The organism is Caulobacter sp. CCNWLW153, assembly GCF_036889365.1.
GTDB lineage: Bacteria > Pseudomonadota > Alphaproteobacteria > Caulobacterales > Caulobacteraceae > Caulobacter > Caulobacter radicis.
The window spans coordinates 1-25948 of sequence record NZ_JBAKFV010000002.1 but is presented as its reverse complement, the minus strand read 5'-3'; the positions used below and the strand labels follow the sequence as shown (position 1 = coordinate 25948).

At 69.0% G+C, this 25948-nt stretch carries 25 protein-coding genes; 3 read left to right on the top strand and 22 right to left on the bottom strand.

Annotation, left to right across the window (positions count from 1 at the left end; genetic code table 11):
* Position 1: 1 nt before the first annotated feature.
* The 4 genes from V6S85_RS03840 to V6S85_RS03825 form a co-directional block, all read right to left on the bottom strand.
* Positions 2 to 274 carry a hypothetical protein gene (locus tag V6S85_RS03840; RefSeq protein ID WP_116569531.1) on the bottom strand — a complete coding sequence of 91 codons (273 nt, stop codon included), beginning with the start codon at positions 272 to 274 and terminating at the stop codon, positions 2 to 4.
* Positions 271 to 1197 carry a hypothetical protein gene (locus tag V6S85_RS03835; protein ID WP_334348116.1) on the bottom strand — a complete coding sequence of 309 codons (927 nt, stop codon included), beginning with the start codon at positions 1195 to 1197 and terminating at the stop codon, positions 271 to 273. Before V6S85_RS03835 ends, V6S85_RS03840 begins: the two co-directional genes overlap by 4 nt.
* 91 nt (positions 1198 to 1288) lie before the next feature.
* A complete protein-coding gene (locus V6S85_RS03830; RefSeq protein WP_058347343.1) occupies positions 1289 to 2380 on the bottom strand; it encodes a glycosyltransferase family 4 protein in 1092 nt (363 codons plus the stop codon).
* Positions 2380 to 3204 (bottom strand): UDP-2,3-diacylglucosamine diphosphatase, encoded by an 825-nt coding sequence (locus V6S85_RS03825; protein ID WP_101720624.1) that lies wholly within the window; start codon positions 3202 to 3204, stop codon positions 2380 to 2382. Before V6S85_RS03825 ends, V6S85_RS03830 begins: the two co-directional genes overlap by 1 nt.
* Positions 3205 to 3513: 309 nt before the next feature.
* On the opposite strand from V6S85_RS03825, the gene V6S85_RS03820 reads away from it, so the two are divergent.
* Positions 3514 to 4143, top strand: coding sequence for a TetR/AcrR family transcriptional regulator (locus tag V6S85_RS03820; RefSeq protein WP_101720668.1), 630 nt, complete (start codon positions 3514 to 3516; stop codon positions 4141 to 4143).
* Between the two features lie 245 nt (positions 4144 to 4388).
* Here the strand turns inward: V6S85_RS03820 and V6S85_RS03815 are convergent, their stop codons facing one another.
* The 13 genes from V6S85_RS03815 to V6S85_RS03755 all read right to left on the bottom strand — a co-directional run bounded on the left by V6S85_RS03815 (position 4389) and on the right by V6S85_RS03755 (position 17273).
* Positions 4389 to 7238, bottom strand: coding sequence for a TonB-dependent receptor (locus V6S85_RS03815; protein WP_116569532.1), 2850 nt, complete (start codon positions 7236 to 7238; stop codon positions 4389 to 4391).
* 257 nt (positions 7239 to 7495) lie between these two features.
* Positions 7496 to 7951, bottom strand: coding sequence for a chemotaxis protein CheE (locus tag V6S85_RS03810; protein WP_116569533.1), 456 nt, complete (start codon positions 7949 to 7951; stop codon positions 7496 to 7498).
* Positions 7948 to 8550, bottom strand: coding sequence for a response regulator (locus tag V6S85_RS03805; RefSeq protein ID WP_116569534.1), 603 nt, complete (start codon positions 8548 to 8550; stop codon positions 7948 to 7950). Before V6S85_RS03805 ends, V6S85_RS03810 begins: the two co-directional genes overlap by 4 nt.
* Positions 8551 to 8557: 7 nt before the next feature.
* On the bottom strand, positions 8558 to 8947 hold the full coding sequence (locus V6S85_RS03800) for a chemotaxis protein CheU (protein WP_101720628.1): 390 nt from the start codon (positions 8945 to 8947) through the stop codon (positions 8558 to 8560).
* Between the two features lie 5 nt (positions 8948 to 8952).
* Positions 8953 to 9528: a chemotaxis protein CheD gene (locus tag V6S85_RS03795; RefSeq protein WP_058347349.1), complete on the bottom strand. Its 576-nt coding sequence runs from the start codon at positions 9526 to 9528 to the stop codon at positions 8953 to 8955.
* On the bottom strand, positions 9525 to 9914 hold the full coding sequence (locus V6S85_RS03790; protein WP_058347350.1) for a response regulator: 390 nt from the start codon (positions 9912 to 9914) through the stop codon (positions 9525 to 9527). Before V6S85_RS03790 ends, V6S85_RS03795 begins: the two co-directional genes overlap by 4 nt.
* Before the next feature lie 4 nt (positions 9915 to 9918).
* Positions 9919 to 10947, bottom strand: coding sequence for a protein-glutamate methylesterase/protein-glutamine glutaminase (locus V6S85_RS03785; RefSeq protein ID WP_116569535.1), 1029 nt, complete (start codon positions 10945 to 10947; stop codon positions 9919 to 9921).
* A gap of 2 nt (positions 10948 to 10949) precedes the next feature.
* Positions 10950 to 11828 (bottom strand): CheR family methyltransferase, encoded by an 879-nt coding sequence (locus V6S85_RS03780; protein WP_116569536.1) that lies wholly within the window; start codon positions 11826 to 11828, stop codon positions 10950 to 10952.
* Positions 11828 to 12292, bottom strand: coding sequence for a chemotaxis protein CheW (locus V6S85_RS03775; RefSeq protein ID WP_101720632.1), 465 nt, complete (start codon positions 12290 to 12292; stop codon positions 11828 to 11830). Before V6S85_RS03775 ends, V6S85_RS03780 begins: the two co-directional genes overlap by 1 nt.
* Positions 12293 to 12296: 4 nt before the next feature.
* On the bottom strand, positions 12297 to 14603 hold the full coding sequence (locus tag V6S85_RS03770; RefSeq protein ID WP_334348115.1) for a chemotaxis protein CheA: 2307 nt from the start codon (positions 14601 to 14603) through the stop codon (positions 12297 to 12299).
* A gap of 56 nt (positions 14604 to 14659) precedes the next feature.
* Positions 14660 to 15025, bottom strand: coding sequence for a response regulator (locus V6S85_RS03765; RefSeq protein ID WP_058347355.1), 366 nt, complete (start codon positions 15023 to 15025; stop codon positions 14660 to 14662).
* The gene (locus V6S85_RS03760; protein WP_420808196.1) at positions 15022 to 15306 is read right to left on the bottom strand and encodes an STAS domain-containing protein; all 285 of its coding nucleotides are present in this window, start codon (positions 15304 to 15306) and stop codon (positions 15022 to 15024) included. The genes V6S85_RS03765 and V6S85_RS03760 overlap by 4 nt, the downstream gene beginning before the upstream one ends.
* Complete coding sequence (locus V6S85_RS03755; protein ID WP_116569538.1) at positions 15306 to 17273, bottom strand: methyl-accepting chemotaxis protein; 1968 nt, start codon at positions 17271 to 17273, stop codon at positions 15306 to 15308. Before V6S85_RS03755 ends, V6S85_RS03760 begins: the two co-directional genes overlap by 1 nt.
* A gap of 348 nt (positions 17274 to 17621) precedes the next feature.
* On the opposite strand from V6S85_RS03755, the gene V6S85_RS03750 reads away from it, so the two are divergent.
* Positions 17622 to 17933, top strand: a complete 312-nt coding sequence (locus tag V6S85_RS03750; protein ID WP_058347358.1) for a hypothetical protein — start codon at positions 17622 to 17624, stop codon at positions 17931 to 17933.
* A 257-nt stretch (positions 17934 to 18190) separates the two neighbouring features.
* On the opposite strand, the gene V6S85_RS03745 is transcribed toward V6S85_RS03750, so the two are convergent.
* From V6S85_RS03745 to V6S85_RS03725, 5 genes are all read right to left on the bottom strand, one after another.
* Complete coding sequence (locus V6S85_RS03745; RefSeq protein ID WP_116569539.1) at positions 18191 to 19771, bottom strand: globin-coupled sensor protein; 1581 nt, start codon at positions 19769 to 19771, stop codon at positions 18191 to 18193.
* Positions 19772 to 19891: 120 nt separating this feature from the next.
* Positions 19892 to 21040 (bottom strand): acyl-CoA dehydrogenase family protein, encoded by a 1149-nt coding sequence (locus V6S85_RS03740; protein ID WP_116569540.1) that lies wholly within the window; start codon positions 21038 to 21040, stop codon positions 19892 to 19894.
* Positions 21041 to 21124: 84 nt separating this feature from the next.
* Positions 21125 to 23419 (bottom strand): S8 family peptidase, encoded by a 2295-nt coding sequence (locus V6S85_RS03735; RefSeq protein WP_334348114.1) that lies wholly within the window; start codon positions 23417 to 23419, stop codon positions 21125 to 21127.
* A gap of 31 nt (positions 23420 to 23450) precedes the next feature.
* Entirely contained in the window at positions 23451 to 24872 is a 1422-nt protein-coding gene (locus V6S85_RS03730) for an amino acid permease (RefSeq protein ID WP_116569542.1), read from the bottom strand.
* A 157-nt stretch (positions 24873 to 25029) separates the two neighbouring features.
* Positions 25030 to 25278: a DUF6356 family protein gene (locus V6S85_RS03725; protein ID WP_334348113.1), complete on the bottom strand. Its 249-nt coding sequence runs from the start codon at positions 25276 to 25278 to the stop codon at positions 25030 to 25032.
* 107 nt (positions 25279 to 25385) lie between these two features.
* Here V6S85_RS03725 and V6S85_RS03720 point away from each other — a divergent pair, with 107 nt between their 5' ends.
* Positions 25386 to 25865 (top strand): Lrp/AsnC family transcriptional regulator, encoded by a 480-nt coding sequence (locus V6S85_RS03720; protein ID WP_334348112.1) that lies wholly within the window; start codon positions 25386 to 25388, stop codon positions 25863 to 25865.
* Positions 25866 to 25948 lie beyond the last annotated feature (83 nt).

Genomic DNA, 25948 nt, shown 5'->3' with positions numbered 1-25948 from the left:
ACTAGCCGCGGTAGAGCGTGACGTCCATCACCTGGCCGAGGATGTAGGCGCGGCCCTGGAACGCGATCCCGCCAGGCGCCGGCAGGTGGCCCATCAGGATCTTCACCTTGGTCGCGGGCTTGGAGGCGTAGATGTCGAAGGAGCCGCGCGTGGCGTTGTCGCCTGGCTTGACCTGAAGGGCGACGATCCGGCCGGTCAGGTCTTCGACTTGGTCGATCCATAGCGCCAGTTGCTCGACGGTGAAGCCCCTATCGCCCAAATAGTCGCGGCTCATGCCTTGAACTCCTTGCCGGTGATCGCCTTCAGGGGGGCGGTGAGGGCGTTGACGACTTCTGTCCCGGTCGCTTGTTCGACGTACTTGTCGATGATGTTCTGCTTCAGTTCGCGAGGTTGCGCGTCGTTGGCGGCGCCCAAGGCCGCGCGCAGTTGCTGCAACTGTGGCGAGGCGTCGTCCAGGCCCAGGACGTAGGCCTTGAACTGCACCCGGACGGCTTGAAGCTCCGGCGACAACAGAGCCACCCGCGTGGCGGGCACGGTCTTGGCTTCGGCGTCGGCGGCGGTCTTGGCCTCGGCGGCCGTGGCCGCGATCTGGTCGGCCGCGGCGAACAGCGAGGCCGAGTCGTTCAGCTCCGAGACGGCGGTCAGGGCGTCGCCAAGCGGGAAGTCCGCCGCGGTTTCCTGCAGCAGCCGTCGCCGCAGCGCGGTCAGCTTGCGCGTGCGGGCCGCATCCATGGTCGAAATCACGCCCGATATGGTGCGGTCCTGGAAGACGTCCTTGTTGAGAGCACCACTGGCGCCTACGACGGTCGCCGAGCCCACGGCGAGCGCCCGCGCGCCCTCGGCGCCAGATACGGCGGCCGCGCCGTTGAGCACCAGCACCGTCAGGGCGGAACCGAAGGCCGAGCCTTTCATCTCCCGCGACAGGCTGGCCTTGAACGCGTTGTACTGCGCGTCGGATGCGCCGATCCAGATGTAGGCCACCTCGTTGCGGTAGGCGGCCTTCTTGTCTGAGAGCAGCTTCTCATAGGCCGGCAGGACCTTGACCCGGGCGTATTCGCCCTTGATCGCGGCCAGGGCGTCGGTCTTGGCCTCCAGTGGTTCGGGCTGGCCCCGGAACGAGGCGCATCCCCCGGCGCCGAGGCTCAGGAGAACGACGCCGCCGATGGCGAGGCCGCGCAGGCTTGGCAAAAGTCGCATCATTACCCCCCGGTCGATACGGTCACGCTTGTAGCGTAACGGCGCTATCAACTTCAAGGGGTGGTGCGGTGAGACTCGCGCTTTCGGCGTGCTAGGCCGCCGTCTTCCTGCGGATCCGCGCCAGGCGGCGCAGGCGGCGCCAGAAGCGGGTCTTTTCCGGTTCGGGGTAGGGCTGCAGGTTCTTGAAGAACTCCTCGGCGCAGGCGCGCCACGAGAAGCCCTCGGCGAACTTGCGCACCGTGGCGTGATCGATGTCGAGGCACGCCAGGCAGGCCTCGCGCAGGCCGTCGGTCTGGCCGGGGGCCAGCACGCCGGCGCCTGAGCCGGGGATGATGTCGATGGGGCCGGGGGCCGAGAACGCCGCCACCGGCACGCCGGCGGCCATGGCTTCCAGGATCACCAGGCCGAAGGTGTCGGTCAGCGACGGGAAGCAGAAGACGTCGGCGCAGGCGAAGTGGCGGGCCAGCTCGTCGCCGAACTTGGCGCCCAGGAACTTCACCTCGGGATATTTCTCGGCCAGTTCCTCGCGCTGGGGACCATCGCCGATGACGACCTTGGTGCCCGGCAGGTCGAGGCTGGCGAAGGCCTCGATGTTCTTCTCGACGGCCACGCGGCCGACATTGAGGAAGATCGGGCGGGCCAGGCCCTCGAACAGGTCGGGCTCGTCCGGCTGGCGCGGCTTGAAGACGTCGGTGTCGACGCCGCGCGACCAGGGCGAGATGTTGCGGAAGCCGTGGCGCACCAGCTCGTCGCGCATGGTGGGCGTGGCCACCATCAGGCGGCCCGACGGCTTGTGGAACCAGCGCATGTAGGTGTAGCCGGCCGCCAGCGGCAGCGGCAGGCGGGCCGAGACGTACTCGGGGAAGCGCGTGTGATAGCTGGTCGTGAACGGCAGCTTCCACTCCAGGCAGATGCGGCGCGCGGCCAGGCCGATCGGACCCTCGGTAGCGATGTGGATCGCCTCGGGCTCGAACGACTTGAAGCGCTCCTGCACCGGCTCGTAGGCGCCGATCGCGAGCTTGATCTCGGGATAGGTGGGCAGCGGGAAGGTCGGGAACTGGTCAGGGCTGACCACGTCCACCTCATGGCCCATGGCGCGAAGCTCGGCCATCACCTTGGTGAGGGTCCGAACCACGCCGTTGACCTGCGGTTCCCATGCGTCGGTGGCGAGAAGTATCCGCATCAGGCGGCGGCAGGCTCCGGCAACGGGGGCTCGACGGCGAGCGCCCGGGCCCGGTCGATCACCGACCAGGACCTCATCTTGGACCATTCGAGGATTTCGAGCTGGCCGTCCATATGCTCCACCAGAGCGGTGCAGCTTTCAACCCAGTCACCGTCGTTGACGTAAAGAATACCGTCGATCTCCCGCATCTCGGCCTTGTGGATATGGCCGCAGATGACGCCGTCGACGCCGCGCCGACGGGCTTCGTCGGCGACGGCGGCTTCGAAGTTCTCGATGAACTGCAACGCGTTCTTCACCTTGACCTTCAGATAGGCCGAGAGACTCCAGTAGCCGAACCCCATCCTCCGCCGCGCGCGGTTGAGCAAGGTGTTCAGCATGAGGATGGTTCTATAGGACCAATCCCCGAGGAAGGCGAGCCACTTGGCGTGCTGCACGACGCCGTCGAACTCGTCGCCGTGGACCACCAGGTAGCGCTTGCCGTCGGCAGCCTCGTGGATCACGTCGCGGGCCACGACCACGCCGCCGAAGTGGGTGCCGCAGAAGTCGCGCACGCGGTCGTCGTGGTTGCCGGGGACGTAGATCACCTCGACCCCCTTGCGGGCCAGGCGCAGGATCTTCTGCACCACGTCGTTGTGGCTCTGGGGCCAGTACCAGCCGCTGCGCAGCTTCCAGCCGTCGACGATGTCGCCGACGAGGTAAAGCTTGTCGCATTCCACGTGGCGGATGAAATCCAGCAGCAGCTCGGCCTGACAGCCGCGCGTGCCCAGATGGATGTCGCTGATGAAGATGCTGCGATAGCGGCGGATCTCGGTGTCGGCGGCCATGACGGCTCCCCAGCGCTGCGCGGCTCCCGCCCCCGCGGCGGCCGCTCCCCAAGCGAGAACTTGAGGCAGGCGGATAAGCTGATTGCATGTCGCTTTGATGAAACCGTCCGGGTTCGGCGTCGGGCGCGGCGCCCTGTCGCGGGCGGGGAGGGCGGTGTTTCGAAAGGCGCCGTTACGGAAGCCCTTCTTTCGATCAGAGGGCGCCGTTGTGGCAGGCGCTCAGCCGACGACTTGAAACCGCCGCGATCCCTTGCATTGATAGGGAAAACGACTGTTGCAGCGCAGCATCGTCCGCACTAGATGACCCCGATGGACGCCGCCCGCCTCGCCAAGGACACACCGAAGTCGCTGAAGACGCGCGCGCGCATCCTCGACTGCGCCATGCGCCTGTTCGCCGAGATCGGCTACCACGCCGCCACCAACCCGGTGATCGCCGACGCCGCGGGCCTGACGCGCGGGGCGATGCTCTATCATTTCCCGACCCGCGAGGCCCTGGTCGAGGCCGGGGTGGCGCATGTCCAGGCCGCCCGCTCGGCCCTGTTCCGCGCCGCCGCCGACAGCATTCCGGCCGGGGCCGACGTCACCGAGCACGCCATCGACAGCTACTGGGACCTCTTGCAGAGCGAGCCGTTCCTGGCCTTCGCCGAGCTGGAGGCCGCCGGCCGCACCGACCCGGCCATCCAGGCCCTGCTGGCGCCCGCCCAGGCCGAGTTCGACCGCGCCCAGGCCGGCGACCATTTCCTGAAGATCCTGCACGCCGGCGCCGGTCCGCGCTTCCAGGCCAGCCGCGACCTGGCGCGCTTCATGCTCGAAGGCCTGGCCCGTACGACCCTGACCTACGACGGCGAAGGCCGCCGCGAGCGCCTGCTGATGCTGATCAAGCGCGCCACCCACATGCTCAACCGCAAGGGCGACATCCAGGACCTCTGGCCGGACTGAGGGGCGGGAGGCCCCCGATGACCCTCTCCCATAGCGAGAGAGAGGGGCCCAATGCGAAGCATTGGGAGGGTGAGGGGTTACGCCGTCGACCGTCCCTAACCCCTCATCCGATCTGCTTCGCAGGCCACCTTCTCCCTTCAGGGAGAAGGATCAGGAGCGCGGCGGCGAACCAAAAAGGGCGCCGGCTTTCGCCGACGCCCTTTCCGCCGCCTCCCCCCGAAGGCGGGGCGCTTCTTAAGTCCTGATCAGAACTTGTAGCGCAGGCCCAGCAGGATCTCGCGACCCGTGTGGTGGTAGACCACCGGCATGTTCTGGGCGCCGGTGAACTGGTCCTGGTACTCGTCGGTCAGGTTCACGCCTTCCAGCGTGATCTTGAACTGGTCGTTCAAGGTGTACTGCACCGAGGCGTCGACGTTGAAGGTTTCGTTGGTGCCGTCATAGAGCACCGGCGCGGCCGCGGTGTTCTCCTGGCCCAGCACGCGGGTCAGGTACTTGTCGCGGTACGAGGCCGAGACGCGGGCGCTCCACTTGGCGTCCTCGTAGTAGAGGGTGGCGTTGTAGCCGTTGCGCGACAGGCCGGTGAGGTCGGTCGAGGCCACGACGGCGCCGGTCGAGTTCACGTAGCTGACGTCCGACTTCACGTAGGTGTAGTTCAGCAGCACGCCGGTGTTGGCCAGGAAGCCCGGCAGGAATTTGAACGGCTGCTGGTAATTGACCTCGAAGCCCTTGACCTTGCCGCCGTCGGTGTTGACCGGCGTCGAGAAGTTCCATTGCGCCGAGGGGCTGCAGCCGACCGTCGTGCCGCAGGCGGCGACGGCGACGCTGTCGGGGATGCCGAACGGGTTGCCGGTGAAGGTGGTCGAAGTGGTGACCGTCTGCACCAGGCTGTCGATGTTCTTCTGGAACAGGGCCAGCGACAGCAGGGCCTGGCTCTGGAAGTACCATTCGAACGCCAGGTCGAAGGTCTTGGCGCGGAACGGGTCCAGGTTCGGGTTGCCGGCGGTGACGCTGCGGGCGGTGCCCGAGACGCTGACCGTCGAGCCCGGGGTCAGGCTGCCCAGGTCCGGACGCGACATCACCTTGGCCGCGCCGAAGCGGATTAGGAAGTTGTCGGCCGGCTCCAGCACCAGGTTCAGCGAGGGCAGGGTGTCGTCGTACTCGCGGCCCGACGAGATGGCGACGGGCGCGCCGCCGACATAGGTATAGCCGGTGGCGTACTGCTTGGTCTTCACGTAGCGGACGCCGAAGTTGCCGCGCAGGCCCCAGTCGCCCACCTCGGTGCGGAAGTCGGCCTGGGCGTAGCCGCCGCGGTTTTCTTCGGCGACGCTGCGGTTGTTGCCCAGCGACGGTTCCGAGCCCAGGCGGAAGGCGCCGCCATAGGCGGTCTGGTCGTAGAGGCTGAGCGCCGAGATCGCCTTGGCGATGCTCGGGATGACGGTCTGCGTGCCGCCCAGCGTGGCCAGGGTGCTGAAATTGGCCAGCGACATGGCCGCGATGGCCGCCGGGATCACCGTTTCCTGGTTGGTCGTGGTGCCCACCGTGCGGCGCATCTCGGTGGTTTCGAAGTCGTACTGCTTGAAGTTCAGGCCGGCGTTGATCGTCCAGGTGTCGTTCAGCTTGTAGACGCCCCAGGCCTGGGCGGCGTCATAGGTGTTGAGCGCTGTCTGCGGGCGCAGGCGGATCTGGGTCAGGCGCCACTTGGTCGGGTCGGTCAGCGCGGCGTTGCCGTAGTTGAACTTCGGATTGCGGCTGTCGGTGTAGTCGTAGCCGTAGCCGTCGACGTTGAAGTAGTCGAAGCGCAGCGTCGTCTGGACCGGGTTGGTGTGGTCCGACTCCGAGTGGCCGACGAAGCCGTGGATCGTGAAGTTGTCGTTGATCTGGTGGTCGCCGGTCAGCGAGAACTGGGTGAACTTGGTGCGCAGCTTGTCGAAGCGGTTCTCGACGGCCAGGTCGACGTCGTCGAACACGCCCTTGACCATCACGCCGTCCTGGATGGTCGAGGAGACCACGTTGGTGTCGGCGATGCCGCAGCTGGTGGCGACGTTGGCGGCGGTGCAGGCGCCGCCGGTGCTGAAGGACGGAGCCTCCAGGTACGACTCCTCGCGGGTGCCCTTCAGGTCGGCATAGAGGGCGTCGAACGAGATCGTCGTGCCCTCGAACGGCTGGAACTGCACGGCCAGGGTCGCGCCCAGGCGCTCCTGGTCGTTCTGGAAGCGGTCGACGCGCGGGAAGCGCGGGTGGAAGGCGGCGTTGTTGGCCACGGCCGAGGCCGAGGTGTTGGCCGTCGTCGGCAGGCCCGCGCCGTTCGGCACGGCGTCGAAGCCCGGCGAGAAGGCGTTGCCGGTGGCCCAGCGCACGGTGCTGTGGCCTTCCTCGACGGTCTTGCGCTTGGTGTAGGCGATCGAGAACAGCGCCCCGAGCTTACCGTCGGCCCAGGTGTTGGAGATCATGAAGGCGCCGCGCGGCGTCGTCTTTTCCGACAGGTCGTTGAAGCCGGCCTGGGCCGAGGCCGACATCGCAAAGCCGTTGTAGTCGAACGGACGGGCCGTGCGCAGGTCGACCGTGGCGCCCAGCGAGCCTTCTTCCGTCGTCGCTTCGGCGGTCTTGCGCACCGTGATCGAGTTGAACAGGTCCGAGGCGAAGATGTTGAAGTCGAACGAGCGGCCGCGGTTGGTGCCGCCCGAGGAGTCGGCGCTGCCGGCGGTGGTCAGGGCTTCCATGCCGTTGATGCGCACGCGGGTGAACTGGGGGCCAAGGCCGCGCACCGAGATCTGGCGGCCCTCGCCGCCGTCGCGGGCCAGGGCGACGCCCGGGATGCGCTGGATGGATTCCGACAGGTTGAGGTCGGGGAACTTGCCGATGTCCTCGGCCAGGATCGAGTCGACCGCCGCGGCTTCCTCGCGCTTGACGTTGAGGGCCTTGGCCAGGCTGTTGCGGAAGCCGGTGACGACGACGGCCTCGACGGCGGTGTCCTCGGTGGTGGCTTGGGCTTCCTGGGCCATGGCCGAGCCGGCGGCCGCCAGGGCCACGGCGACGGCGCCGGCCGAGACGCTGATCTTAAGAGCGCGCAGGCGCGCGTCATGTCCGTAAGACATTTGTCCTCCTCCCGTTCGTTTCGTTGCGGCGCGGCCTTGGAGAGACCCCGCCGTGGCTTTCGAAACAGTCCCGCGTCCTTCCCACGCGACCGTTCTCGGCCGTCATTCTGGAAACCGGTGTCACTCCTTGTTGGAGTTCTCTGACACCGGTAGCAACGAACGCGTAACAAACACCGGAGGACGCATCAAGTGATGGGACCGGTAACAGTTGTAACGACCGACGCGAACGTGGCGCCGGCGCTACGTTCGCGCGGTTTTCAGCGCTGGACGACCTTGTGCAGGCCCTCGAGCATGCCCCGGCGATGCTCCGCCGGCAGACTGGCGCCGACGTTGCGCAGCAGGCGCAGGGCCGACAGGTGGACGTCGACGGCGTCCCAGCGCCAGGCTCCGGCTTCCGCGCAGGCGTCGACCAGGGCGCACAGCGACACCGCCGCCTCGTCGACCCCGGCGTCGGCCGCGAAGCCGGACACGTCCACGACCTTCAGGGTCATGGTGTAGAGGGTCTCGAAATCCTCGCTCGCGCGGTCGGGCGCGCCGGGGCCGAAGCGGGCCTCGATGGCTTCCAGCGCCGCGTCCAGGGCGGCCAGCGAGCTTTCGCGCAGGGTCTCGATATTGGCTTCGGCGGCGGCGAGCGCGTCCTTGGCCAGGATGCCGCCGCGATCCTTGATCATCGAGGCCAGGCGGTTGGGGGGGCGGAACTTGCGAACGGTCATATCTGCACCTTCGCGACCTTCATCAGATTGTTGATTTCCTCTTGGGACATGTTGGGCTCCTGGGCATTCCCAACCTCCCCCTGAAGGTCGTCTTTGCGTCGGCCGTCCGTCCCCGGCGGCGGCCCCTCGTGTTTGAACCTCCGGTCGGGTCCGATGTACGTATCGCACTCGATGAAGGCTCGCTCCTCGCGCGCCACCCAGAAGATCCGCTCCAGCAAAATCTTGGGCGTGATCGGCTTGGCGACGGTGAAGTTTGATCCCGCGTCCCGGTTCTTGAACACCTGCGAGATGCGGGTGTGGCCGGTGACCAGGATCACCGGGACGTAGCGGTTCTGCTCGGGCGCCTCGCGCCGCAGCCACTGGATGAACTCGTAGCCGTCGACCTCGGGCATCTGCACGTCGCTGATGATCAGGTCGAAGGTGTGGATCTTCACCAGGGCCTGGGCGTCCTTGACCGACTCCGCGCGGTGCAGGCTGCGCACGCCGAAGCCGGAGACGACGCCCGACAGGATGTCGAGGGACGCGCCGTTGTCGTCGAGCACCAGCACGGTGGCGCGCTCGAGGTTTATCCGCGTCGATGGATTGAGCGGCTCGGGCATCGGAGCCTCAGAAGAAATCGAGTTCGCCGGCCTCGGCGCCCCAGCCGGAATGCTCCTGGTCAGAACGCAGACGCACGACGAGGTCGGCCAGGCCCAGGCCTTCGAGCAGCGGGTCGACCGACAGGCTCCATTCGCCCGAGGCATGCTGGCTGATACGGGCCAGCACGTCCGACAGGCCGTGCAGGCGCTGGCTCAGTTCGTCCAGGGCCTGGAGCCGGGTGATGTTCTCGAGCGCCGCGCCGCCGGTGGCCAGCTCGCCCGCCACGTGCTCGCACTCGCGGCAGATCGTCGCCGCGGCCGCCAGTTCGGCCGCCAGCCGGCGCGACAGTTCGCCCACCGGAAGCTGGTGGTCCGGCGAGACGACGATATCGGCGGCGGCGGTCGACGGGGCGGTCATGAGGACTAGAACAGCTCCAGGTCGCCGGCGTTGGACGCGGGCTGGGGAATGGGGGCGGGGCGACGCACTTCCTGCGGCGCGTTGTCGACGGCCACGAGGCGCTGGCGCACCCGGCCGGTGACCGGCCAGAACTCGACCCGACGGGCCGAGACGCCGCCGACGCTGGACGAGACGATCGGGATGCCTTCGTCGCGCAGGAAGCGCTCGGCGAAGGCCGCGTTGCTGGCGCCGACGTCCGACAGGCTGTCGAACAGCTTGCCGCCGCCGAAGATCTTGGCTTCCAGCCGCTCGCGGCGGGCGCCCTTCTTCAGCAGGCCGTTGATCAGGAGTTCCATGGCGTAGGCGCCGTAGCGCACCGCGTCGCCTCCGCTGCCGCCCCGGCCGTCGCCGGCGTCGGGCAGCAGGAAGTGGTTCATCCCGCCGACCCCGGCCTGGGGATCGCGGATGCAGGCGGCGATGCACGAGCCCAGCACCGTGGTCATCACCACGTTGGGATCGGTCGAGACATGGCTCTCGCCCTGGGTCACGTGGACCTTGGTCGCGCGCAGCTCGTCGTCGTGAGAATAGTCCCTGCCGATCATGTCAGCTGTCCGAACACTTGCTCGATCTTGTCGCGCAGGCCCTGCACGGTGAACGGCTTGACGCAGTAGTTGTTGACCCCGAACTGCACGGCGCGCTGCACCAGCTCGCGGTCGGCGCGGCCGGTCAGCATGACGAAGGCGGTCTGGCGGATCGGCGGGTGCGAGCGCACGGCGCGCAGCAGGGCCAGGCCGTCCATCTTCGGCATGTTGAAGTCCGAGATCACCAGGTTGGCCGGCTTGGCCAGCAGGTTCTTCAGGGCTTCCTCGCCGTCGGGCGCCTCGCGGATGTCCTTGAAGCCGATCTGCTGCAGGGCGTTACGGATCAGCGCCCGCATGGTCAGCTGGTCGTCGACGACGAGAACGGAAATGGAGCTTGCTTGGGGCATGGGACTATCGCCTCGCGGAGGCCAGATCGAGGATGGATTGGCCGATGGAGGACAGGGAAACCTGCTTCTCCACGGCCCCGATTTCTTGGGCGGCGCGCGGCATGCCGTAGACGACGCAGCTGGCTTCGTCCTGGCCCACCGTGCGGGCGCCGGCCTGGCGCATCTGCAGCAGCCCTTGCGCGCCGTCGCGGCCCATGCCGGTCAGGATCGCGCCGACGGCCTTGTCGCCGACGGCCTGGGCCACCGAGCGGAACAGCACGTCGACCGAGGGGCGGTGGCCGCTGACCGGGTCGCCGGCGACCAGGCGGCAGCGCAGGCCGGCCGAGCGGACGACTTCCAGGTGCGTGGCGCCGCCGGGGGCGACATAGACCTTGCCGACTTCCAGCAGGGCGCCGTCGGTGGCTTCCTGCACCTTGGCCCCGCTGGCGCGGTCGAGGCGCGCGGCGAAGCTGGCGGTGAAGGTCGCCGGCATGTGCTGGGTGATGACGGTCGGCGGGCAGGTCTCGGGGAACTGCGACAGGATCGTCAGCAGGGCTTCCACCCCGCCGGTCGACGAGCCGATGGCCACCACGTCGCCCGAGGGCAGGTAGGCGCCGCGGCGGGCCGGAGCGGCGGGCGCGTCGGCCTTGGTGCGGACCGAGGCGCGAGCGGCGGTCTTCACCTTCTCGGCGACTTCGGCCAGGGCCTCGGCGGTGCCGGTGGCGGTGGTGGGCTTGCCCACGCAGTCGACCGCGCCCAGTTCCAGCGCGCGCAGGGTCATCTCGGCCCCGGCCTGGGTCAGGCTGGAGACCATGACCACCGGCATCGGCCGCAGGCGCATGATCTTCTCGAGGAACTCGATGCCGTTCATGTTCGGCATCTCGATGTCGAGGGTCACGACGTCGGGGTTCAGGGCCTTGATCATGCCGCGAGCCTCGAACGGGTCGCCGGCGGCGCCGACCACCTCGATCTCGGGGTCACGGTTGAGGGCGGCCGTGATCAGGCCGCGCATGGTCGCCGAGTCGTCGACGACGAGGGTGCGGATCTTGGCCATGCTCAGACCCCCGCCTTGCGATAGGCGGTCAGGCCGCAGCTCTCGAAGCCGCGCACGTTGGCGCCGACGCGTTCGGAGTGGCCGACATAGAGCTTGCCGCCCGGCGCCAGCAGCGGCGCGAAACGGCTCCAGACCCGCTCCTGGGTCGGTTCATCGAAATAGATCACGACATTCCGGCAGAAAATGGCGTCGAACGGACCCTTCATCGGCCACGACGGGCCGTTGAGGTTCAGCTCGCGGAAGGCGACGAGGCTGCGCGCGGCCTCGCAGACCCGCCAGGCGCGGCGGTCGCTCGGATCACGCTCGAAGAACTGGCCGCGCATCGATTGCGACACGCCTTCCAGCAGGTGCTCGTCATAGACGGCGGCCCGGCCGGTGGCCAGAACGTTGGTGTCGATGTCGGTGCCCAGGATGCGGATGTCCAGTTCGGCCGCGTTGGGCCAGACCGACAGCACCGTGAAGGCCATCGAATAGGGTTCCTGGCCCGACGAGCTGGCGGCGGACCACAGACGCAGGCGGCGGCCGGCGCGCACCTGGTCGGCGATCGGCTCCAGGATGTTGGCGCGCAGGTCGTCGAAGTGGTGCGGCTCGCGGAAGAAGCGGGTGACGTTGGTCGTCAGGGCCCGCAGCATCTCCTGGCTCTCGTCGTGGCCCTGCTCGCTGGTCACGAAGGCGCAGTATTCCTTGAACGAGCGCAGGCCCAGGGCGCGCAGGCGCTTGGCCAGGCGCGAATAGACCAGCGTGGCCTTGGTGTCCGGCAGGCTGATGCCGGCCATGCCGTACAGGATCTCGGCGATACGCTTGAAGTCCTGGGTGGTGAAGGCGAATTCGCCGTCGACCAGAGCCTCGCGCCGATCGGTGGAGGAGGGAGCGAAGGTCATCAGGCGGCCAGGGCCTCGCGCTCGGGCAGCAGGCGATCGAGCGAGATCTCGCTGATCATCCGGCCGTCGATGGAAATGATGCCGCGGATGAAGCTGCGAACGGCGTCGCAGGCCAGGTCCGGGGTCGGCTGAACGAGGTCGTCGGTGATCGACAGGATGTCCGACACCGCGTCGACCAGCATGCCGATCATGCGGTCGCCCGCCTTGACCACGATGAACACGCTGCGGACGGTCGGCTCGATCACCGGCATGCCCAGACGGCAGGCCAGGTCCATGATCGGCAGCACCGCGCCGCGCAGGTTGATGACGCCGCGCATGTAGCCGGGCGACTGCGGAAGCGTCGTGGCCGGGCTCCAGCCGCGGATCTCGCGGACGGCCATGATGTCCACGCAGTATTCCTGCTCGCCCACGCGGAAGGAGATCAGTTCGCGGCGTTCGCCCGTGACGGTGATTTCTTCGGTCATCGGCTTATTCCGCGGCGATCAGGGTGGGTTCGGCGGGGCGGGGCGGTTCGCGGCGACGCAGGCTGATCACCGCGTCGACGTCGAGGATGAGGGCCACGCGGCCGTCGCCCAGGATCGTCGCGGCGGCGACGCCGTCGACCTGCTGGTAGTTCTGCTCCAGCGACTTGATGACCACCTGGCGCTGGCCGTGGATGGCGTCGGCCACCAGGGCGGCGCGCGAGCCGTCCTCGCCCTCGACCAGCAGCACCACGCCTTCGGTCGGCGGCGGCGAGCTGTCGCGGTAACCGAGCGTCAGGCCGACGTCGATCAGCGGCACGAAGCTGTCGCGGACGGCCAGCACCGAGCCGACCGGGCCCAGCGGGCGAACTTCTTCGGGCTTGGGACGCAGGCTCTCGACGATGGCCGCCAGCGGCACCACCAGGGTCTCGCCGGCGACGTCGACCACCATGCCGTCGAGGACGGCCAGGGTCAGCGGCAGGCTGAGGGTGAAGGTCGAGCCCTGGCCGGGACGCGAGGTGATCGAGATGCGGCCGCCGAGCGCCTGCACCGAGCGCTTGACCACGTCCATGCCGACGCCGCGGCCCGAGACGTCCGAGATCTTGTCGGCGGTCGAGAAGCCCGGCAGGAAGATCAGGTTGTCGATCTCCTCGTCGGTCAGCTGCAGTTCCGGCGAGATCAGGCCCTTCTTGATCGCGATCGAGTGGACGCGCTCGCGGTTGATGCCCTTGCCGTCGTCGGAGACCTCGATGACGATCCGGCCGCTGCGGTGCAGGGCGGCCAGGCGCACGACGCCTTCCGGGTTCTTGCCGGCCGCCTTGCGCTCCTCGGGGCTTTCCAGCCCGTGGTCGATGGCGTTGCGCAGCATGTGGGTGATCGGGTCGGACAGACGCTCGATGACCGTCTTGTCGACCTCGGTGTTCTCGCCATCCATCACCAGGCGGGCCTGCTTGCCCGTCATGCTGGCGACTTCGCGGACCAGGCGCGGCATGCGCTGGAACACCGACTTCACCGGCTGGGCGCGGATGGCCATGACGCTGTCCTGGATCTCGCGCGTCAGCTGTTCCAGCTCGTCGAGGCCCATGGCCAGGTTGGAGGAGGGGGCGATGCCGTACTCGCCGACGCGTTGCGCCAGCATGGCCTGGTTGATGACGAGCTCGCCGACCAGGTCGATCAGGCGGTCGATGCGCTCGGGATCGACGCGGATCACCGACTGGCCCGGACCCGGGACGTCGATCTGCTGGGTCTTGGCCGCGGCCGGAGCAGCGGCCGGAGCGGCGGCGACGGGAGCGGCCGGGGCGATCGGCGCGGCGACCGGAGCCGGAGCGGCCTCGACGACCGGCGCGACGGCGACGGGCTCGGGGGCGGCCTCGACCACGACCGGGGCCGGGATCTCGGCGACGACCACGGGCGCGGCCGCAGCGGCGGCGGGCGCATCGCCGGCCAGCAGCGCGGCCAGGGCGGCGTCGGGGTTCAGTCCCTCGCCGCGGGTGATTTCCAGGTCGCAGTCGCCGTCGACGAACTCGAAGACCTCGCGGATGGCGGTCTCGTCTTCCTCGGTCTCCAGGCGCACCGTCCAGGTGGCGTAGGCGGCTTCGGCGTCCAGCAGGTCCAGCGGCGGTATGGCGCTGGCGTCCAGGGTGGCCTCGATCGGGCCCAGGCGCGCCAGTTCACGCAGCAGCAGGGCGGTCTCGTTGGCCTTGCGGTAGAGGTCCGACTTCGGACGGATCGACACCGTCCAGACGTTGCCGACGGCGGCGGCGACGTCGGCCGCCTGCTCGTCGATGGTGATCGTCATCGGCTGGAAGTCGAAGCCGAGGTCGTCGTCGTCCAGGGCGTCGTCGGCCCCGATCAACGCTTCGGCCGGCGCGGCGGCGACGGGCGCGGCTTCGAAGACCGGCGTCTCGACCACGGGCGCCGGAGCCGCGTTCGGGTCGGTGCAGGCCTTCAGCTCGGCGGCCATGGCGGCCGAGACGGCCTCGTCCACGACGCCCAGCCCGCGGGCCGAGCTGACGTGGTCGGCCAGGACGTCCGAGGCGCGCAGCAGGGTCGCGACCAGGTCCGGGGTCGAGGGCACTTCGTTGGAACGAACAGCGTCGAGCAGGGTCTCGAACACGTGGGCGAAGCGCACCAGCGGCTCGAGGCCGAAGGCGCCGGCGCCGCCCTTGATCGAGTGGACGGCGCGGAACACGGCGTTGACGGTGTCGCCGTCGTCGTTGCCGTCCTGCATGGCCAGGAGCCCGCCTTCGAGGTCGGCGAGCAGTTCCTCGCACTCCTGGAAGAAGGTGACCTTGATGGCCTCTAACTCGTCCATTCCAACGTTCCTAAAACGAGAGAGTCTTCAGTGCCCCCGGGCAGGGGGAAACGACGTCAGGCCGCGACGCGGCGGATGGCGTCGACCAGCTTTTCCGGGTTGAACGGCTTGACGATCCAGCCCGTGGCGCCGGCGCGGCGCGCGCGGTCCTTCTTGGCCGGGTCGCTTTCCGTAGTCAGCACCAGGATCGGGATGGCGCGATAGTCGTCGTCGACCCGCACCGCCTCGATGAAGCCGAAGCCGTCCAGCTTGGGCATGTTGATGTCGGTGATGATCACGTCGGGGCGATGGGCCGAAAGAACTTCCAGCCCGTGCTCGCCGTCGACCGCTTCGACGACGTTGAACCCGGCGCCGGCGAGGGCCATGCGCAGCATGTCCCGCATCGTTCGGGAATCATCGACCGTGAGGACCGTCCGCGTCACGATTGAACTCCATGGATATCCGCTGAAAGAAGCGCCCCTTCGGCGCCGAACAGACGGGTGGTTTCGACAAAGGCCTCCGAAGGGGCCCGGATAGAGAAGGACTTGCCGTCCGCCGCCCAGGCGGTCTTGGCCGCCAGGAGCACTTGCAGGCACAGGCCGCCGAGGCGACGGACGTTGCCGGCGTCGACCTCGACCGCATCGCCGCGGCGTTCCAGGAACGCCGCCTTGAGGGGACCCGACGCCTTCAGATCAAGCGTCTCGGGCAGCGAAAGCACAGTCATCAAAACTCCTCCCAGCCGTCGCTGACCGGGGCGGCCGCTGCGGCGGCTCCGCCGCGGCCAGGCCGGGCGAAGGCGCCGAGCCGGGCGCGTTGCTCGGCGACGGGGTTGCGGGCCGGCGAGTCGACGGCGAGGTCGGCTTCGCGCGGGCGTTCAAAGCGTTGGGCCGAACCCTCGCCCACACGGAAGCGACCGATCAGGCGCACCAGCTCCGCGGTCTCGCCCTTCAGCGAGTGCGTCGCGGCGGTCGACTGCTCGACCATGGCGGCGTTCTGTTGGGTCACCTGATCCATCTGGTTGACGGCGGTGTTGACTTCGTTGAGGCCGGTCGCCTGCTCGGCCGCCGAGGCGGCGATCTCGGTGACCAGGGCGTCGATCTCGCCGACCTTCGCCACGATCCGCTGCAGGGCCTCGCCGGTCTGGCCGACCAAGCTCACCCCCGCAGAGACCTGCTGGGTCGACGACGAGATCAGGGTCTTGATCTCCTTGGCGGCCTCGGCCGAGCGCTGGGCGAGCGCGCGGACTTCCTGGGCGACGACCGCGAAACCACGTCCCGCTTCGCCCGCCCGGGCGGCCTCCACCCCGGCGTTGAGCGCCAGGAGGTTGGTCTGGAAGGCGATCTCGTCGATCACGCCGATGATCTGGCTGATCTGCTTGGAGGAATTTTCGATTTCGCCCATCGCGGACACTGCCTGATGGACGACCTGGCCGGAATGCGTCGCTTCGCCACGGGTGGTGGAGACGACGTCCGAGGCCTGGCGGGCGCCCGAGGCCGTGCGGCGCACGGTGGCGGTCAGCTCGTCGAGGGCGGCGGCGGTCTCTTCCAGGCTGGCGGCCTGCTGCTCGGTGCGGCGCGACAGATCGTCGGAGGCGTGGGCGATCTCGTCGGCGCCGGTGCGCAGGCCGTCGGTCGAGGCCGTGATGACCTTCACCGTGTCCTGCAACTGGGCGATAGCGCCGTTGAAGTCGTCCTTCAGCTTGGCGTACTCGCCCGGGAAGGTGGCGGTGACGCGGAAGGTCAGGTCGCCCTGGGCCAGGCGCTCGAGGCCCTCGGCCAGCGAGCTGACCACCAGGGCGCTTTCGCGGGCGGCGGCGGCGGCGGCCTGTTCCTTGGCGCGACGCTCGTCGGCGGTCAGGGCGGCCGACTTCTCCTGCTCGGCGCGCAGCTGCTCCAGGTGCAGCTGGTTGTCGCGGAAGACCTTCAGCGAACGCACGATGGCGCCCAGCTCGTCCCCACGAGTCAGGCGTTCCAGATCGATGCCGTTGTCGCCCTTGGAGAGCTTCTCGGTGGCGCCGGCGATGTCGGCGATCGACTTGCGGGTCGTCATCACGGTCATGAAGGCCAGGACGCCGACGGCGGCCAGGGTGATGAGCGAGAGGACGATGGTGATGCTGATCGAGGCGGCGGCCTCGGCCTGGCGCTTGGCGGCCTGCGTCTTGGCGCGGTTGGCGGCGTCGTCGACCACCTTCTGCAGCTGCGCGGCCATCTTGACGTACTGGTCTTCGAAGCTGCCGGCGAAGCTCATCGCCATGCCCGCGTCGACGTCGACCATGCCGCTGACGGTGTCGACGGCGCTGCGGCACTCGGCCAGCGCCTTTACCAGGGCTTCGATCTTCGGACGCTCCGAGACCGGAAGACGGCCGGAGAGGGCCTTCATTTCCTTGCCCAAGGTGTCGAATTCGGCGAGCAGCTCGGTGATGCGCGGACCGGCCGGAGCGGCCATCGGGTCGGCCTTGGAGGCCAGGATCTGGTAGAGCTTGCCGTGAGCGTCGGTGATGCGGCGCGACAGCGACTGGATCTCGCTGTTGGTGCGCATGTCGGTCTCGACGACCTGTTGCAGCGCCGCCGACTGGCTCTTCTGCACGACGATGGACCCCACGGCCATGGCCGCCAGCATCAGTAGTGCGAAGGCCGGCGCGAAGCCGATTTTTATGATCAACGGCAGATCGACGAGTCGAAAGCGCTTCATGACAAATCCCCTCCAAGAGACGGCCGTGCCCACGGACCGTCCGCAATGTGGGGCGATCATCACGATAGATTCCTAATTCTTCCTGACTTTGGTTAAGGATGATGGCCGCACCCTGTCGCACCCCCATGCCGCATGCGTATCGATGTGCGCATACGCACGCGTATTTGAGTCTAGAGAGGGGCGATTGTGGCGGCATGGCGCCATTCACAAGTCATTATGGTTATCGATAAGTAAATATCGATTATTCTTCGGTGACTCAGACTATCTTAACTTGCGGCTGCGAAAAGGTGCAGGCGTCCGGTTGGCGCAACGTCCAACGGACGAAGAAAAAATACTAGGAGCAGCGGGATGAAATATCCGATCGCTATTGCCGCGGGAATCGCCGGCAGCTTTTTCGTCGCTCAGGCCGCTTCGGCCGCCGGCGGTTTCGAAGACCAAATGGGCCGCTGCCTCCAGCAGTTCGCCAACACCAAGGACGCCGCCCAGGTGATGCTTGAGTGCACCGCCGACGCCGGCAAGCTCTCGGCCTGCAAGGTCGTGGACAACAGCGCGGCCGGCAAGGGCTTCGACAAGGCGGCCATGTGCATCGCCGAGAAGCTGCCGATGGGCTCCAAGACCGGCACCGTGAAGGTTCCGTTCCGCTTCCCGGGCGGCGCGTAAGTCTTACGCGCCTTCCCAGAGGGGGTTTCAAGCGCCTCCGCTGGTCCAGGCCGGCGCATCCCGCAGGGGACGCGCCACGGCCGGACCGGCGGGGGCGTTTTGCTGTCTGGATACCGGCGTATCCAAGTAACGTCCGGTCCTCTCCAAGAATACGCGCTCCAAGAAAAAGACCCGCCTCGCGGCGGGTCAGTTGAGGAGACGCGCGAAGAAACTGGCCGGAGCGCGCTACGCTAAGCCGCGCCCCGACCTCACGAAATTCAGTACTCTTCCCAGTCCTGGTCGATGGCGACGGCGGTCGAGCCGCGGTGCGCGCCGGGACGGGAGGCCACGCGGGGCGCGGCCGGGCGAGGCGCCGGACGGGCGGCCTGGGCCGGCGCCGCCTGGCGGGAGGTCTTGAAGCCGCCGACGAGGCGGGTCAGTTCGCTGGACTGGCCCTTCAGCGAATGGGTCGCGGCGGTGGTCTGCTCGACCATGGCGGCGTTCTGCTGGGTGACCTGATCCATCTGGTTGACGGCGATGTTGACCTGGGCGAGGCCGCTCGACTGTTCCTGGGCCGAGGACGAGATCTCGCCGACCAGGGCGTCGATCTCGGCGACCTTGACGACGATGCCGCGCAGGGCCTCGCCGGTCTGGCCGACCAGGGCCACGCCGGCCTCGACCTGCTTGGACGAGGCGCCGATCAGGGCCTTGATCTCCTTGGCCGCTTCCGCCGAACGCTGGGCCAGGGCCCGCACCTCGGAGGCCACGACCGCGAAGCCCTTGCCCGCATCGCCCGCCCGGGCCGCCTCGACGCCGGCGTTGAGGGCCAGGAGGTTGGTCTGGAAGGCGATCTCGTCGATCACCCCGATGATGTTGCTGATCTCGCGAGAGCTGGTCTCGATCTCGCCCATGGCGGCGACGGCGTCGGTGACGACCACGCCCGAGCGCTCGGCGTCGGTCTTGGCGCCGGCCACCACGTCGGAGGCCTGGCGGGCGCCGGCGGCGGCGCGCTTGACCGTGGCGGTGATCTCGTCGAGGGCGGCGGCGGTTTCTTCCAGGCTGGCGGCCTGCTGTTCGGTGCGGCGCGACAGGTCGTCGGCGGCGACGCCGATCTCGTCGGTCCCCGAGCGGATGCCGTCGGTGGCGGCGGACACGGCGGCCATCGCTTCCTCCAGCGTCGCCACGGCGGCGTTGAAGTCGCCCTTCAGCTTGTGGAAGTCGGGAGTGACCTCGATGTCGAGGCGCGAGGCGAGGTCGCCTTCGGCCAGGCGCGCCAGGGCCTCGCCCAGGGCCTGGACCACGGCGGTCTGGCTGCGTTCATTGGCCAGGCGCACCTCTTCCAGGCGCTTGCGCTCGGCCTCGATGGTTTCGAGATAGATCGAGATGGCGAAGTCCATGTCGAGCATGACCGCCTTCATCAGGGCAGACACCGCGTCGCCGGCCTTCTCGGCTCCGTCGGCCTTGGCCATGAAGCCCTTGGGCCAGACCTCGCGGATGGCCGCGCGCATCAGGTGCTCGCTGACCAGGGCATAGCCGCCGATGTACCAGCGCGGCTCCAGGCCGATGCGGGCGTGGGTCTCGCCGATGGTGCGCACGGCCTTGACGTAGGTGTCGCTGAAGTCGGCCTCGGCGATCACCGACCAGTGCGACTTCTGGCGATTGCCGGCCGCGTCCATGTGGCGCTCGTCGCCGAAGAACTTGCGGGTTTCGGGCGTGGCCTTGACGCGATCGTAGAAGCCCTTCAGCGCCGGGCCGATTTCCTTCTCGATGAGCGGACGCAGAGCCCGCAAGGCCGCACGGGCTCGATTGTCGAGGCCCATGAATGCAACGCGGTCACTCAGTGCATAGTCCTGGCTCATCTGGCCGCTTCCCCGATTGAGATATCGAGGTTCACTCTCGCGGCTGATGGTTAATCCGCCAACAACTTTTCCCGTTTTGAGCGCGTCAGGTCGTCGCACTCTACCGAGTTGTGCTTGCGGCTATCCGCCGCGACGAAGTGTTTCTCGAGCAATGACCAGTTGTTGGATCTGGCTGGTGCCCTCGTAAATCCGGAAAATACGGACATCTCGATACAGCCGCTCGATGCCGTAGTCGGCGACATAGCCGGCCCCGCCGAAGATCTGCACGGCCCGGTCGGCGACGCGGCCGACCATTTCCGAGGCGAACAGCTTGGCGGCCGCCGCCTCCAGGGTCACGCTCTCGCCGGCGTCGCGCTTGCGGGCGGTCTCCAGCACCAGGGCGCGGGCGGCCAGGGCCTCGGTCTTGCTGTCGGCGAGCATCGCCTGGATCAGCTGGAAGCTGGCGATCGGCTGGCCGAACTGCTTGCGCTCGGACGCATAGGCCACGCAGTCGGCGATCAGCCGCTCGGCCACGCCCACGCAGACGGCGGCGATGTGCAGGCGGCCGCGGTCGAGCACCTGCATGGCCACCTTGAAGCCCTCGCCCTCGGCGCCCAGGCGGTTCTCGGCCGGCACGCGCACGCCGTCGAAGGTGACGTCGTGGATGTGGGCGCCCTGCTGGCCCATCTTCTTCTCGGCCTTGCCCACGTGCAGGCCCGGCAGGCCGGCGGGCACGAGGAAGGCCGAGACGCCCGAGCCGCCCTTCGCATCCGGGTCGGTGCGGGCCATCACCGTGAACAGCGAGGCCTTGCCGGCGTTGGTGATGAAGCGCTTGGAGCCGGTCAGGACGTAGTCATCGCCGTCGCGCACGGCCCGCGTCTGCACCGAGGCGCTGTCGGAGCCGGCCTCCGGCTCGGTCAGGGCGAAGCTCGTGACGATCTCGCCCGAGGCGATGCCGGGCAGCCACTTGGCCTTCTGGGCTTCCGTGCCGAACATCACCAGGCCCTGGCTGCCGATGCCGACATTGGTGCCGAACACCGAGCGGAAGGCCGGCGAGGCGCGGCCCAGCTCGATGGCCGTCAGCGCCTCGTCCTCCATCGAAAGGCCAAGGCCGCCGTGCTCCTCGGGGATCGACAGGCCAAAGAGACCCAGCTCGCGCATCTCGGCGATCACGGCCTCGGGCACGGCGTCGTTCTCGGCCACCTGGGCCTCGATCGGCCGCAGGCGTTCGGCCACGAAGCGGGCGACCATGTCGAGCAACTGGTCGCGGGTCTCGCGGTCGAGGGCCATGGCGGTTCCTTCCTGTTTTCCGTCGCGTCAAACGATCGTTTTATTCGCCGACTTTAGCCGGCGCGCGGCGGAATGGAAGAGCCGTCAGAAGCGGGCGCGGTAGGTGGCCGAGAGGTTGAGCTCCGGATCGGCCGAGGTGTCGTGGCCGGGTTGCAGCGCCACCCCGCCGCGCACCGTCAGGCGCCGCTCGCCGCCCAGGGCCTTTTCCAGGCCCAGCCGCAGGTCGATCTCGCGGCCGTCCGGCGAGGCGCTGAACCGCCGCGTCGAATAGGTCAGCGGGTCCTTGTAGGACAGCGGGGCGTCGGCCAGGGTGGTGGTGAAGCGGCCGGCCTCGATGCGCAGGGGCTGGGCGATCTCGAAGGTCAGCTGGGCGCAGGACCAGCCGATCAGGCCGCAGTCGGCGGCGGCCGCCAGGCGCCAGGCGCCGCTGACCGCGCCGTCGAGGGCCAGGAGGCCGCCCTGGGCGTCCATCCGGCCCATCGAGGCCTCGGCCCGCAGGCTGACCCCCGGGCGCGGCGAGATGTCGAAGGCCGCGGCCGTGAAGCGGGTGGTCGAGGGCAGGGCGAAGGTCGAGTCCGGGGCCAGGAACGAGCCCAGCGGGCCCAGCGGCTCATCCAGCGTGCCGGCGGTCAGGCTGAGCACCCCGCCGCCGACGGCGGTCTGGCCGGTGGCCGATACATAGCGCGAGGCCTTGATCTGCGTGGTGCGCAGCGGCAGGCGACGCTCGGCTTCGCCCTGCTCGGCGCTGAAGGCGAAGCGGCCCAGGCGAACGGCGGCCTGCACGGTCTGGTCGGGGCGGGCGACCATGCGGAAGGCGTCGCGGCCCTCGGGGCCGGACGGGGCGGGCGCGCCGCCCTCGCCCTTCCAGGTCGAGAAGCTGAAGCGCCCGAACGCCGCCTGCATCCGCGCCGAGCGCATCGGCTGGGGCGCCAGCAGGAGGTCGGGCGTGCTGGCGCTGGGCATGTCCTCGAAGAGCGGCGCCTCGGCGCTGAAGGCCAGCTGGGCGCCGGCCAGGGCGGGACCGCCCAGCACGACCGAACTGGAGGCCGCGGCCGGCGGCAGGTCGCCGACGCCCCGGCGCGAGGCCGACGGCACGCTTCCAGCCAGGTCGACGACGAAGCGGCGGTGGTAGTCGTCGGTCAGCACGGTGGTCAGGGCGGTGGTGCGCGACAGGGCGTTGCCGAACGAGCCGGCCAGGTTGGCGCCCGGGGCCGAGCCGTCGTCGAGGATCACGGCGGCGCCGTCGCCGGTCGCCAGGCTGCTCGTCCCGAGCGGCTGGAAGGCGCGGGTCAGGTCCAGCGAGCCGCGGCCGTAGGTGGAATCCGTGCCGGTGGTCCCGAGGTCGGCGGCGGTGCGCAGCAGGATCGACACCGCGTCGCGGCCGGAGATGTTGGGGAAGGCCTGCAGCAGCAGGGCCAGGGCGCCCGAGACGTGCGGGGCGGCGAACGAGGTGCCGCTGATCCGCCAGCAGCTCGCGCCGTCGCAGTCGGTAATGACCTCCTCGCCGGGGGCCACGATGTAGCCCTCGGCGGCGACGCCGGCGCGGTTGGAGAAGCTGGACATCGTCCCGGCGCGGGACACCGAGCCGACCGCCAGCACCGAGCCGGCGTAGCGGGGGTCGACGGCGTAGCGCGCCGGCCAGCCGGGATCGGCCAGGCCCTCGTTGCCGGAGGCCGCGGCGATGACCACGCCGGCCGCCGTGGCGCGGGCCAGCGCCGCCTCGAAGTTCGGGCCCAGCGGGTTCTCGCCGCCCAGCGACAGGTTGATCACCTTGGCCCCGTTGGCGACGGCGTAGTCGATCGCGCGCGCCAGGTTGGTCGAGCCGAAGATGCAGTCTTCGCAGTTGGGATTGGTCGAGGCGGTGTCGGCGCGGATCGACAGGATGGTCGAGCCGTAGGCCACGCCGATCGTGCCCGCGCCGTTGAAGTTGGAGGCGATGATCCCGGCCGAGCGGGTGCCGTGGCGGCTGGTGTCGAACGGGGTGTCGCGCCCGGCGACGATGTCGGTGGAGGCCGCCGACAGGCGCCCCGCCAGGTCCGGCTGGGACGGGTCGACGCCGGTGTCGACGACCGCGACCGTCACGCCGGACCCGGTATAGCCGGCGTCATAGGCGACATTGGCGTGGATGGCCGCCAGGCCCCAGCTGCGCTGGTACTCCGTGCTCGAGACGCTCGGCGGCGGAGGAGGCGGCGGCGGAGGAGGTGGAGGAGGTGGAGGAGGTGGAGGAGGTGGTGGGGGCGGCGGGGGCGGCGGGGGCGTGGTAACGCCCGTCGAGGGGCCGCCGCCTCCGCCGCCGCCGCCGCACGCGGTGGCCAGCAGGGCCGCGCCCAGGACGAGCGCGGTGGGCCAGATGCGCAGGACGCGGTCGAGATTGGTCATCGAAACCCCTCCGGCCCGCCCCGCGCCCACGCTACTTCGTGGGGGCCGAACCTTGCGCCAGAACACTGCGTCTCACGCCGTAAAGGAAGTATATCGCGAGGCCGATCAGCTGGGCGTAGAGGAAATAGTGTTGCGTCTTGGCCGGGAGGCTGGCGAACAGATAGAGGCAGCCCAGGATCGCGCCGGCGGCCACCACCGGCCAGGCCGGGGTCGAGAACACGCGCTGGCGGGCGGGCTCGCGCAGGCGCAGCACGATCACCGAGGCGCCGACGGCGATGAAGGCGGCCAGGGTGCCGGCGTTGGCCAGCTCGGCGATCTCCTTCAGGGGCAGCAGGCCCGACAGCACTGCCGCCAGCACGCCGGTCAGCAGGGTCATCAGCACGGGCGTGCCGGTCTTGGCGTTCACCCGCGACAGGGCGCGGGGCAGCAGGCCGTCGCGGGCCATGACGAAGAAGATGCGGCTCTGGCCATACATGAAGGCCAGGATCACGGTCGGCAGGGCGATCACGGCGGCCAGGGCGACGCCGGCGGCGACCTTCGGGTGCTTGAGGGTTTCCAGGATGAAGACCAGCGGCGCTTCGCTGGCCGAGAACACCTCGGTGCGCGAGGCGCCGATCGAGACGGCGGCGACGATCATGTAGATCGCCGTGCAGGCGGCCATCGAGCCGACGATGCCGATGGTCAGGTCGCGCTTGGGGTTCTTGGTCTCCTCGGCGGCGGTCGACACCGCGTCGAAGCCGTAGAAGGCGAAGAAGATCAGGCTGGCGGCGGCCATGACGCCGACCTTGACGCCGTCGGGACCGGGGTTGGCCGCGAAGCCCTTGGGCATGAACGGGGTGAAGTGGCTGGCGTCGAAGGCCGGCAGGCAGAGGGCGACGAACACGGCCAGCGCCGCGATCTTGATCACCACCAGCACCATGTTGACCGTGGCGCTCTCGCGGGTGCCCAGCGCCAGCAGGCCGGCCACGGCCATCGAGATGATCACGGCCGGCAGGTTGATGAGGCCGCCGGCGTGCGGGCCGGCCAGCAGGAAGTCGGGCGTGCCGATCATCTTGAACAGCCCCTGGGCGTGGGCCGACCAGCCCACCGCCACGGCGGCGCAGACCAGGGTGTATTCGAGGATCAGGCTCCAGCCGATCACCCAGGCCACCGGCTCGCCCATGGCGACGTAGCTGTAGGTGTAGGCGCTGCCCGAGGCCGGGATCATGGTCGACAGTTCGGCGTAGCACAGGGCCGCGCAGGCGCAGACCGCGCCGGCGATCAGGAAGGACAGGATCACGCCGGGGCCGGCCAGGCCCGCGCCGACGCCGGTCAGGGTGTAGATGCCGGTGCCGACGATGGCGCCGACGCCCAGGGCCACCAGATGATACCAGCTCAGCGTCTTCTTCAGCGCGGGGCCGTCATGGCCGGCGTGCGCCGTGTCGATCGCCTTGCGGCGCGTCCAGAAACTCATGCTTGTCCTCCCGACTGCCGGGGGACCATGGCCGGGGATCGTGGGTCCGCCAAGGGGGCAGGGCGCAAAGACGACGGATATTCGGCGCGAGGCCGAAAATGCGCCCTCCACGGACGAAACGCCGGTTTGGGCGGCTCCGAACCGAAGGATCGTCGGTTCAGATGGCGGCGTCGAAGGCTTGGAAGCTGATCGGCGTCGACGCCGGAGCGCCGCGACCCTTCATGCGGGCGTGCAGCGTCTTCACGCAGTTGCTGCCCGTGCGCTCGAACAGGAAGGGCAGGATGCCGTGGACCAGGCAGGCCAGGCCCGCGGCCAGCATCGGCAGGCCGAAGCTCCACGCCATGGCGAAATGCTCGCCATAGGTTTCGCCGACCTGCCTGGGGTGACGGGTGAAGAGCTCGAGCATCGCGGGTCCCTCCTCGATCGAGGCCCGCAAGGGTGCGCTGTCTCGGCGAGAAAGACATTGTCGATCTTGGCGGCGCGGCGCAGGCTGGGAGAATTCCCATCTCCGATATGCGAAGAAGCGAGATGATCGATCTCGATTCCATCGACCGCCGCCTGCTCGCCATCCTCCAGGAGGACGCCACTGTCTCGATCGCCGAGCTGGCCGAGCGGGTGGGCCTGTCGCAGACCCCGTGCTGGAAGCGGCTCAAGCGCCTGCAGGACACCGGCGTCATCACCGCTCGCGTCGCGCTGCTCGACCGCGAGGCCCTGGACCTGCCGCTGACGGTGTTCGTGGCCGTCAAGACCGGCCGCCACGACGAGGACTGGCTCGAAACCTTCGCCAAGGGCGCGGCGGGCCTGCCCGAGGTGGTCGAGTTCTACCGGATGGCCGGCGAGGTCGACTACCTGCTGAAGGTGGTGGTCAAGGACATCGCCGCCTACGACCGCTTCTACAAGCGCCTGATCGCCACCGCGCCGCTGACCGACGTGTCGTCCAGCTTCGCGATGGAGCAGATCAAGTTCACGACGGCGCTGCCGATCCCGACCTAGCCTCGTCCGTCGATCCAGGTCCTGACGACGTTGCGCTGGTCATCGAGGAGGACGAGGTCTGCGGCCATGCCGGGGGCGATGGT

Bases quoted from the DNA above. Each gene is read 5' to 3' on its own strand.
- V6S85_RS03840 (WP_116569531.1), bottom strand. From the start codon at position 274: ATGAGCCGCGACTATTTGGGCGATAGGGGCTTCACCGTCGAGCAACTG.
- V6S85_RS03835 (WP_334348116.1), bottom strand. From the start codon at position 1,197: ATGCGACTTTTGCCAAGCCTGCGCGGCCTCGCCATCGGCGGCGTCGTT.
- V6S85_RS03830 (WP_058347343.1), bottom strand. From the start codon at position 2,380: ATGCGGATACTTCTCGCCACCGACGCATGGGAACCGCAGGTCAACGGC.
- V6S85_RS03825 (WP_101720624.1), bottom strand. From the start codon at position 3,204: ATGGCCGCCGACACCGAGATCCGCCGCTATCGCAGCATCTTCATCAGC.
- V6S85_RS03820 (WP_101720668.1), top strand. From the start codon at position 3,514: ATGGACGCCGCCCGCCTCGCCAAGGACACACCGAAGTCGCTGAAGACG.
- V6S85_RS03815 (WP_116569532.1), bottom strand. From the start codon at position 7,238: ATGTCTTACGGACATGACGCGCGCCTGCGCGCTCTTAAGATCAGCGTC.
- V6S85_RS03810 (WP_116569533.1), bottom strand. From the start codon at position 7,951: ATGACCGTTCGCAAGTTCCGCCCCCCCAACCGCCTGGCCTCGATGATC.
- V6S85_RS03805 (WP_116569534.1), bottom strand. From the start codon at position 8,550: ATGCCCGAGCCGCTCAATCCATCGACGCGGATAAACCTCGAGCGCGCC.
- V6S85_RS03800 (WP_101720628.1), bottom strand. From the start codon at position 8,947: ATGACCGCCCCGTCGACCGCCGCCGCCGATATCGTCGTCTCGCCGGAC.
- V6S85_RS03795 (WP_058347349.1), bottom strand. From the start codon at position 9,528: ATGATCGGCAGGGACTATTCTCACGACGACGAGCTGCGCGCGACCAAG.
- V6S85_RS03790 (WP_058347350.1), bottom strand. From the start codon at position 9,914: ATGCCCCAAGCAAGCTCCATTTCCGTTCTCGTCGTCGACGACCAGCTG.
- V6S85_RS03785 (WP_116569535.1), bottom strand. From the start codon at position 10,947: ATGGCCAAGATCCGCACCCTCGTCGTCGACGACTCGGCGACCATGCGC.
- V6S85_RS03780 (WP_116569536.1), bottom strand. From the start codon at position 11,828: ATGACCTTCGCTCCCTCCTCCACCGATCGGCGCGAGGCTCTGGTCGAC.
- V6S85_RS03775 (WP_101720632.1), bottom strand. From the start codon at position 12,292: ATGACCGAAGAAATCACCGTCACGGGCGAACGCCGCGAACTGATCTCC.
- V6S85_RS03770 (WP_334348115.1), bottom strand. From the start codon at position 14,603: ATGGACGAGTTAGAGGCCATCAAGGTCACCTTCTTCCAGGAGTGCGAG.
- V6S85_RS03760 (WP_420808196.1), bottom strand. From the start codon at position 15,306: ATGACTGTGCTTTCGCTGCCCGAGACGCTTGATCTGAAGGCGTCGGGT.
- V6S85_RS03755 (WP_116569538.1), bottom strand. From the start codon at position 17,273: ATGAAGCGCTTTCGACTCGTCGATCTGCCGTTGATCATAAAAATCGGC.
- V6S85_RS03750 (WP_058347358.1), top strand. From the start codon at position 17,622: ATGAAATATCCGATCGCTATTGCCGCGGGAATCGCCGGCAGCTTTTTC.
- V6S85_RS03745 (WP_116569539.1), bottom strand. From the start codon at position 19,771: ATGAGCCAGGACTATGCACTGAGTGACCGCGTTGCATTCATGGGCCTC.
- V6S85_RS03740 (WP_116569540.1), bottom strand. From the start codon at position 21,040: ATGGCCCTCGACCGCGAGACCCGCGACCAGTTGCTCGACATGGTCGCC.
- V6S85_RS03735 (WP_334348114.1), bottom strand. From the start codon at position 23,419: ATGACCAATCTCGACCGCGTCCTGCGCATCTGGCCCACCGCGCTCGTC.
- V6S85_RS03730 (WP_116569542.1), bottom strand. From the start codon at position 24,872: ATGAGTTTCTGGACGCGCCGCAAGGCGATCGACACGGCGCACGCCGGC.
- V6S85_RS03725 (WP_334348113.1), bottom strand. From the start codon at position 25,278: ATGCTCGAGCTCTTCACCCGTCACCCCAGGCAGGTCGGCGAAACCTAT.
- V6S85_RS03720 (WP_334348112.1), top strand. From the start codon at position 25,386: ATGCGAAGAAGCGAGATGATCGATCTCGATTCCATCGACCGCCGCCTG.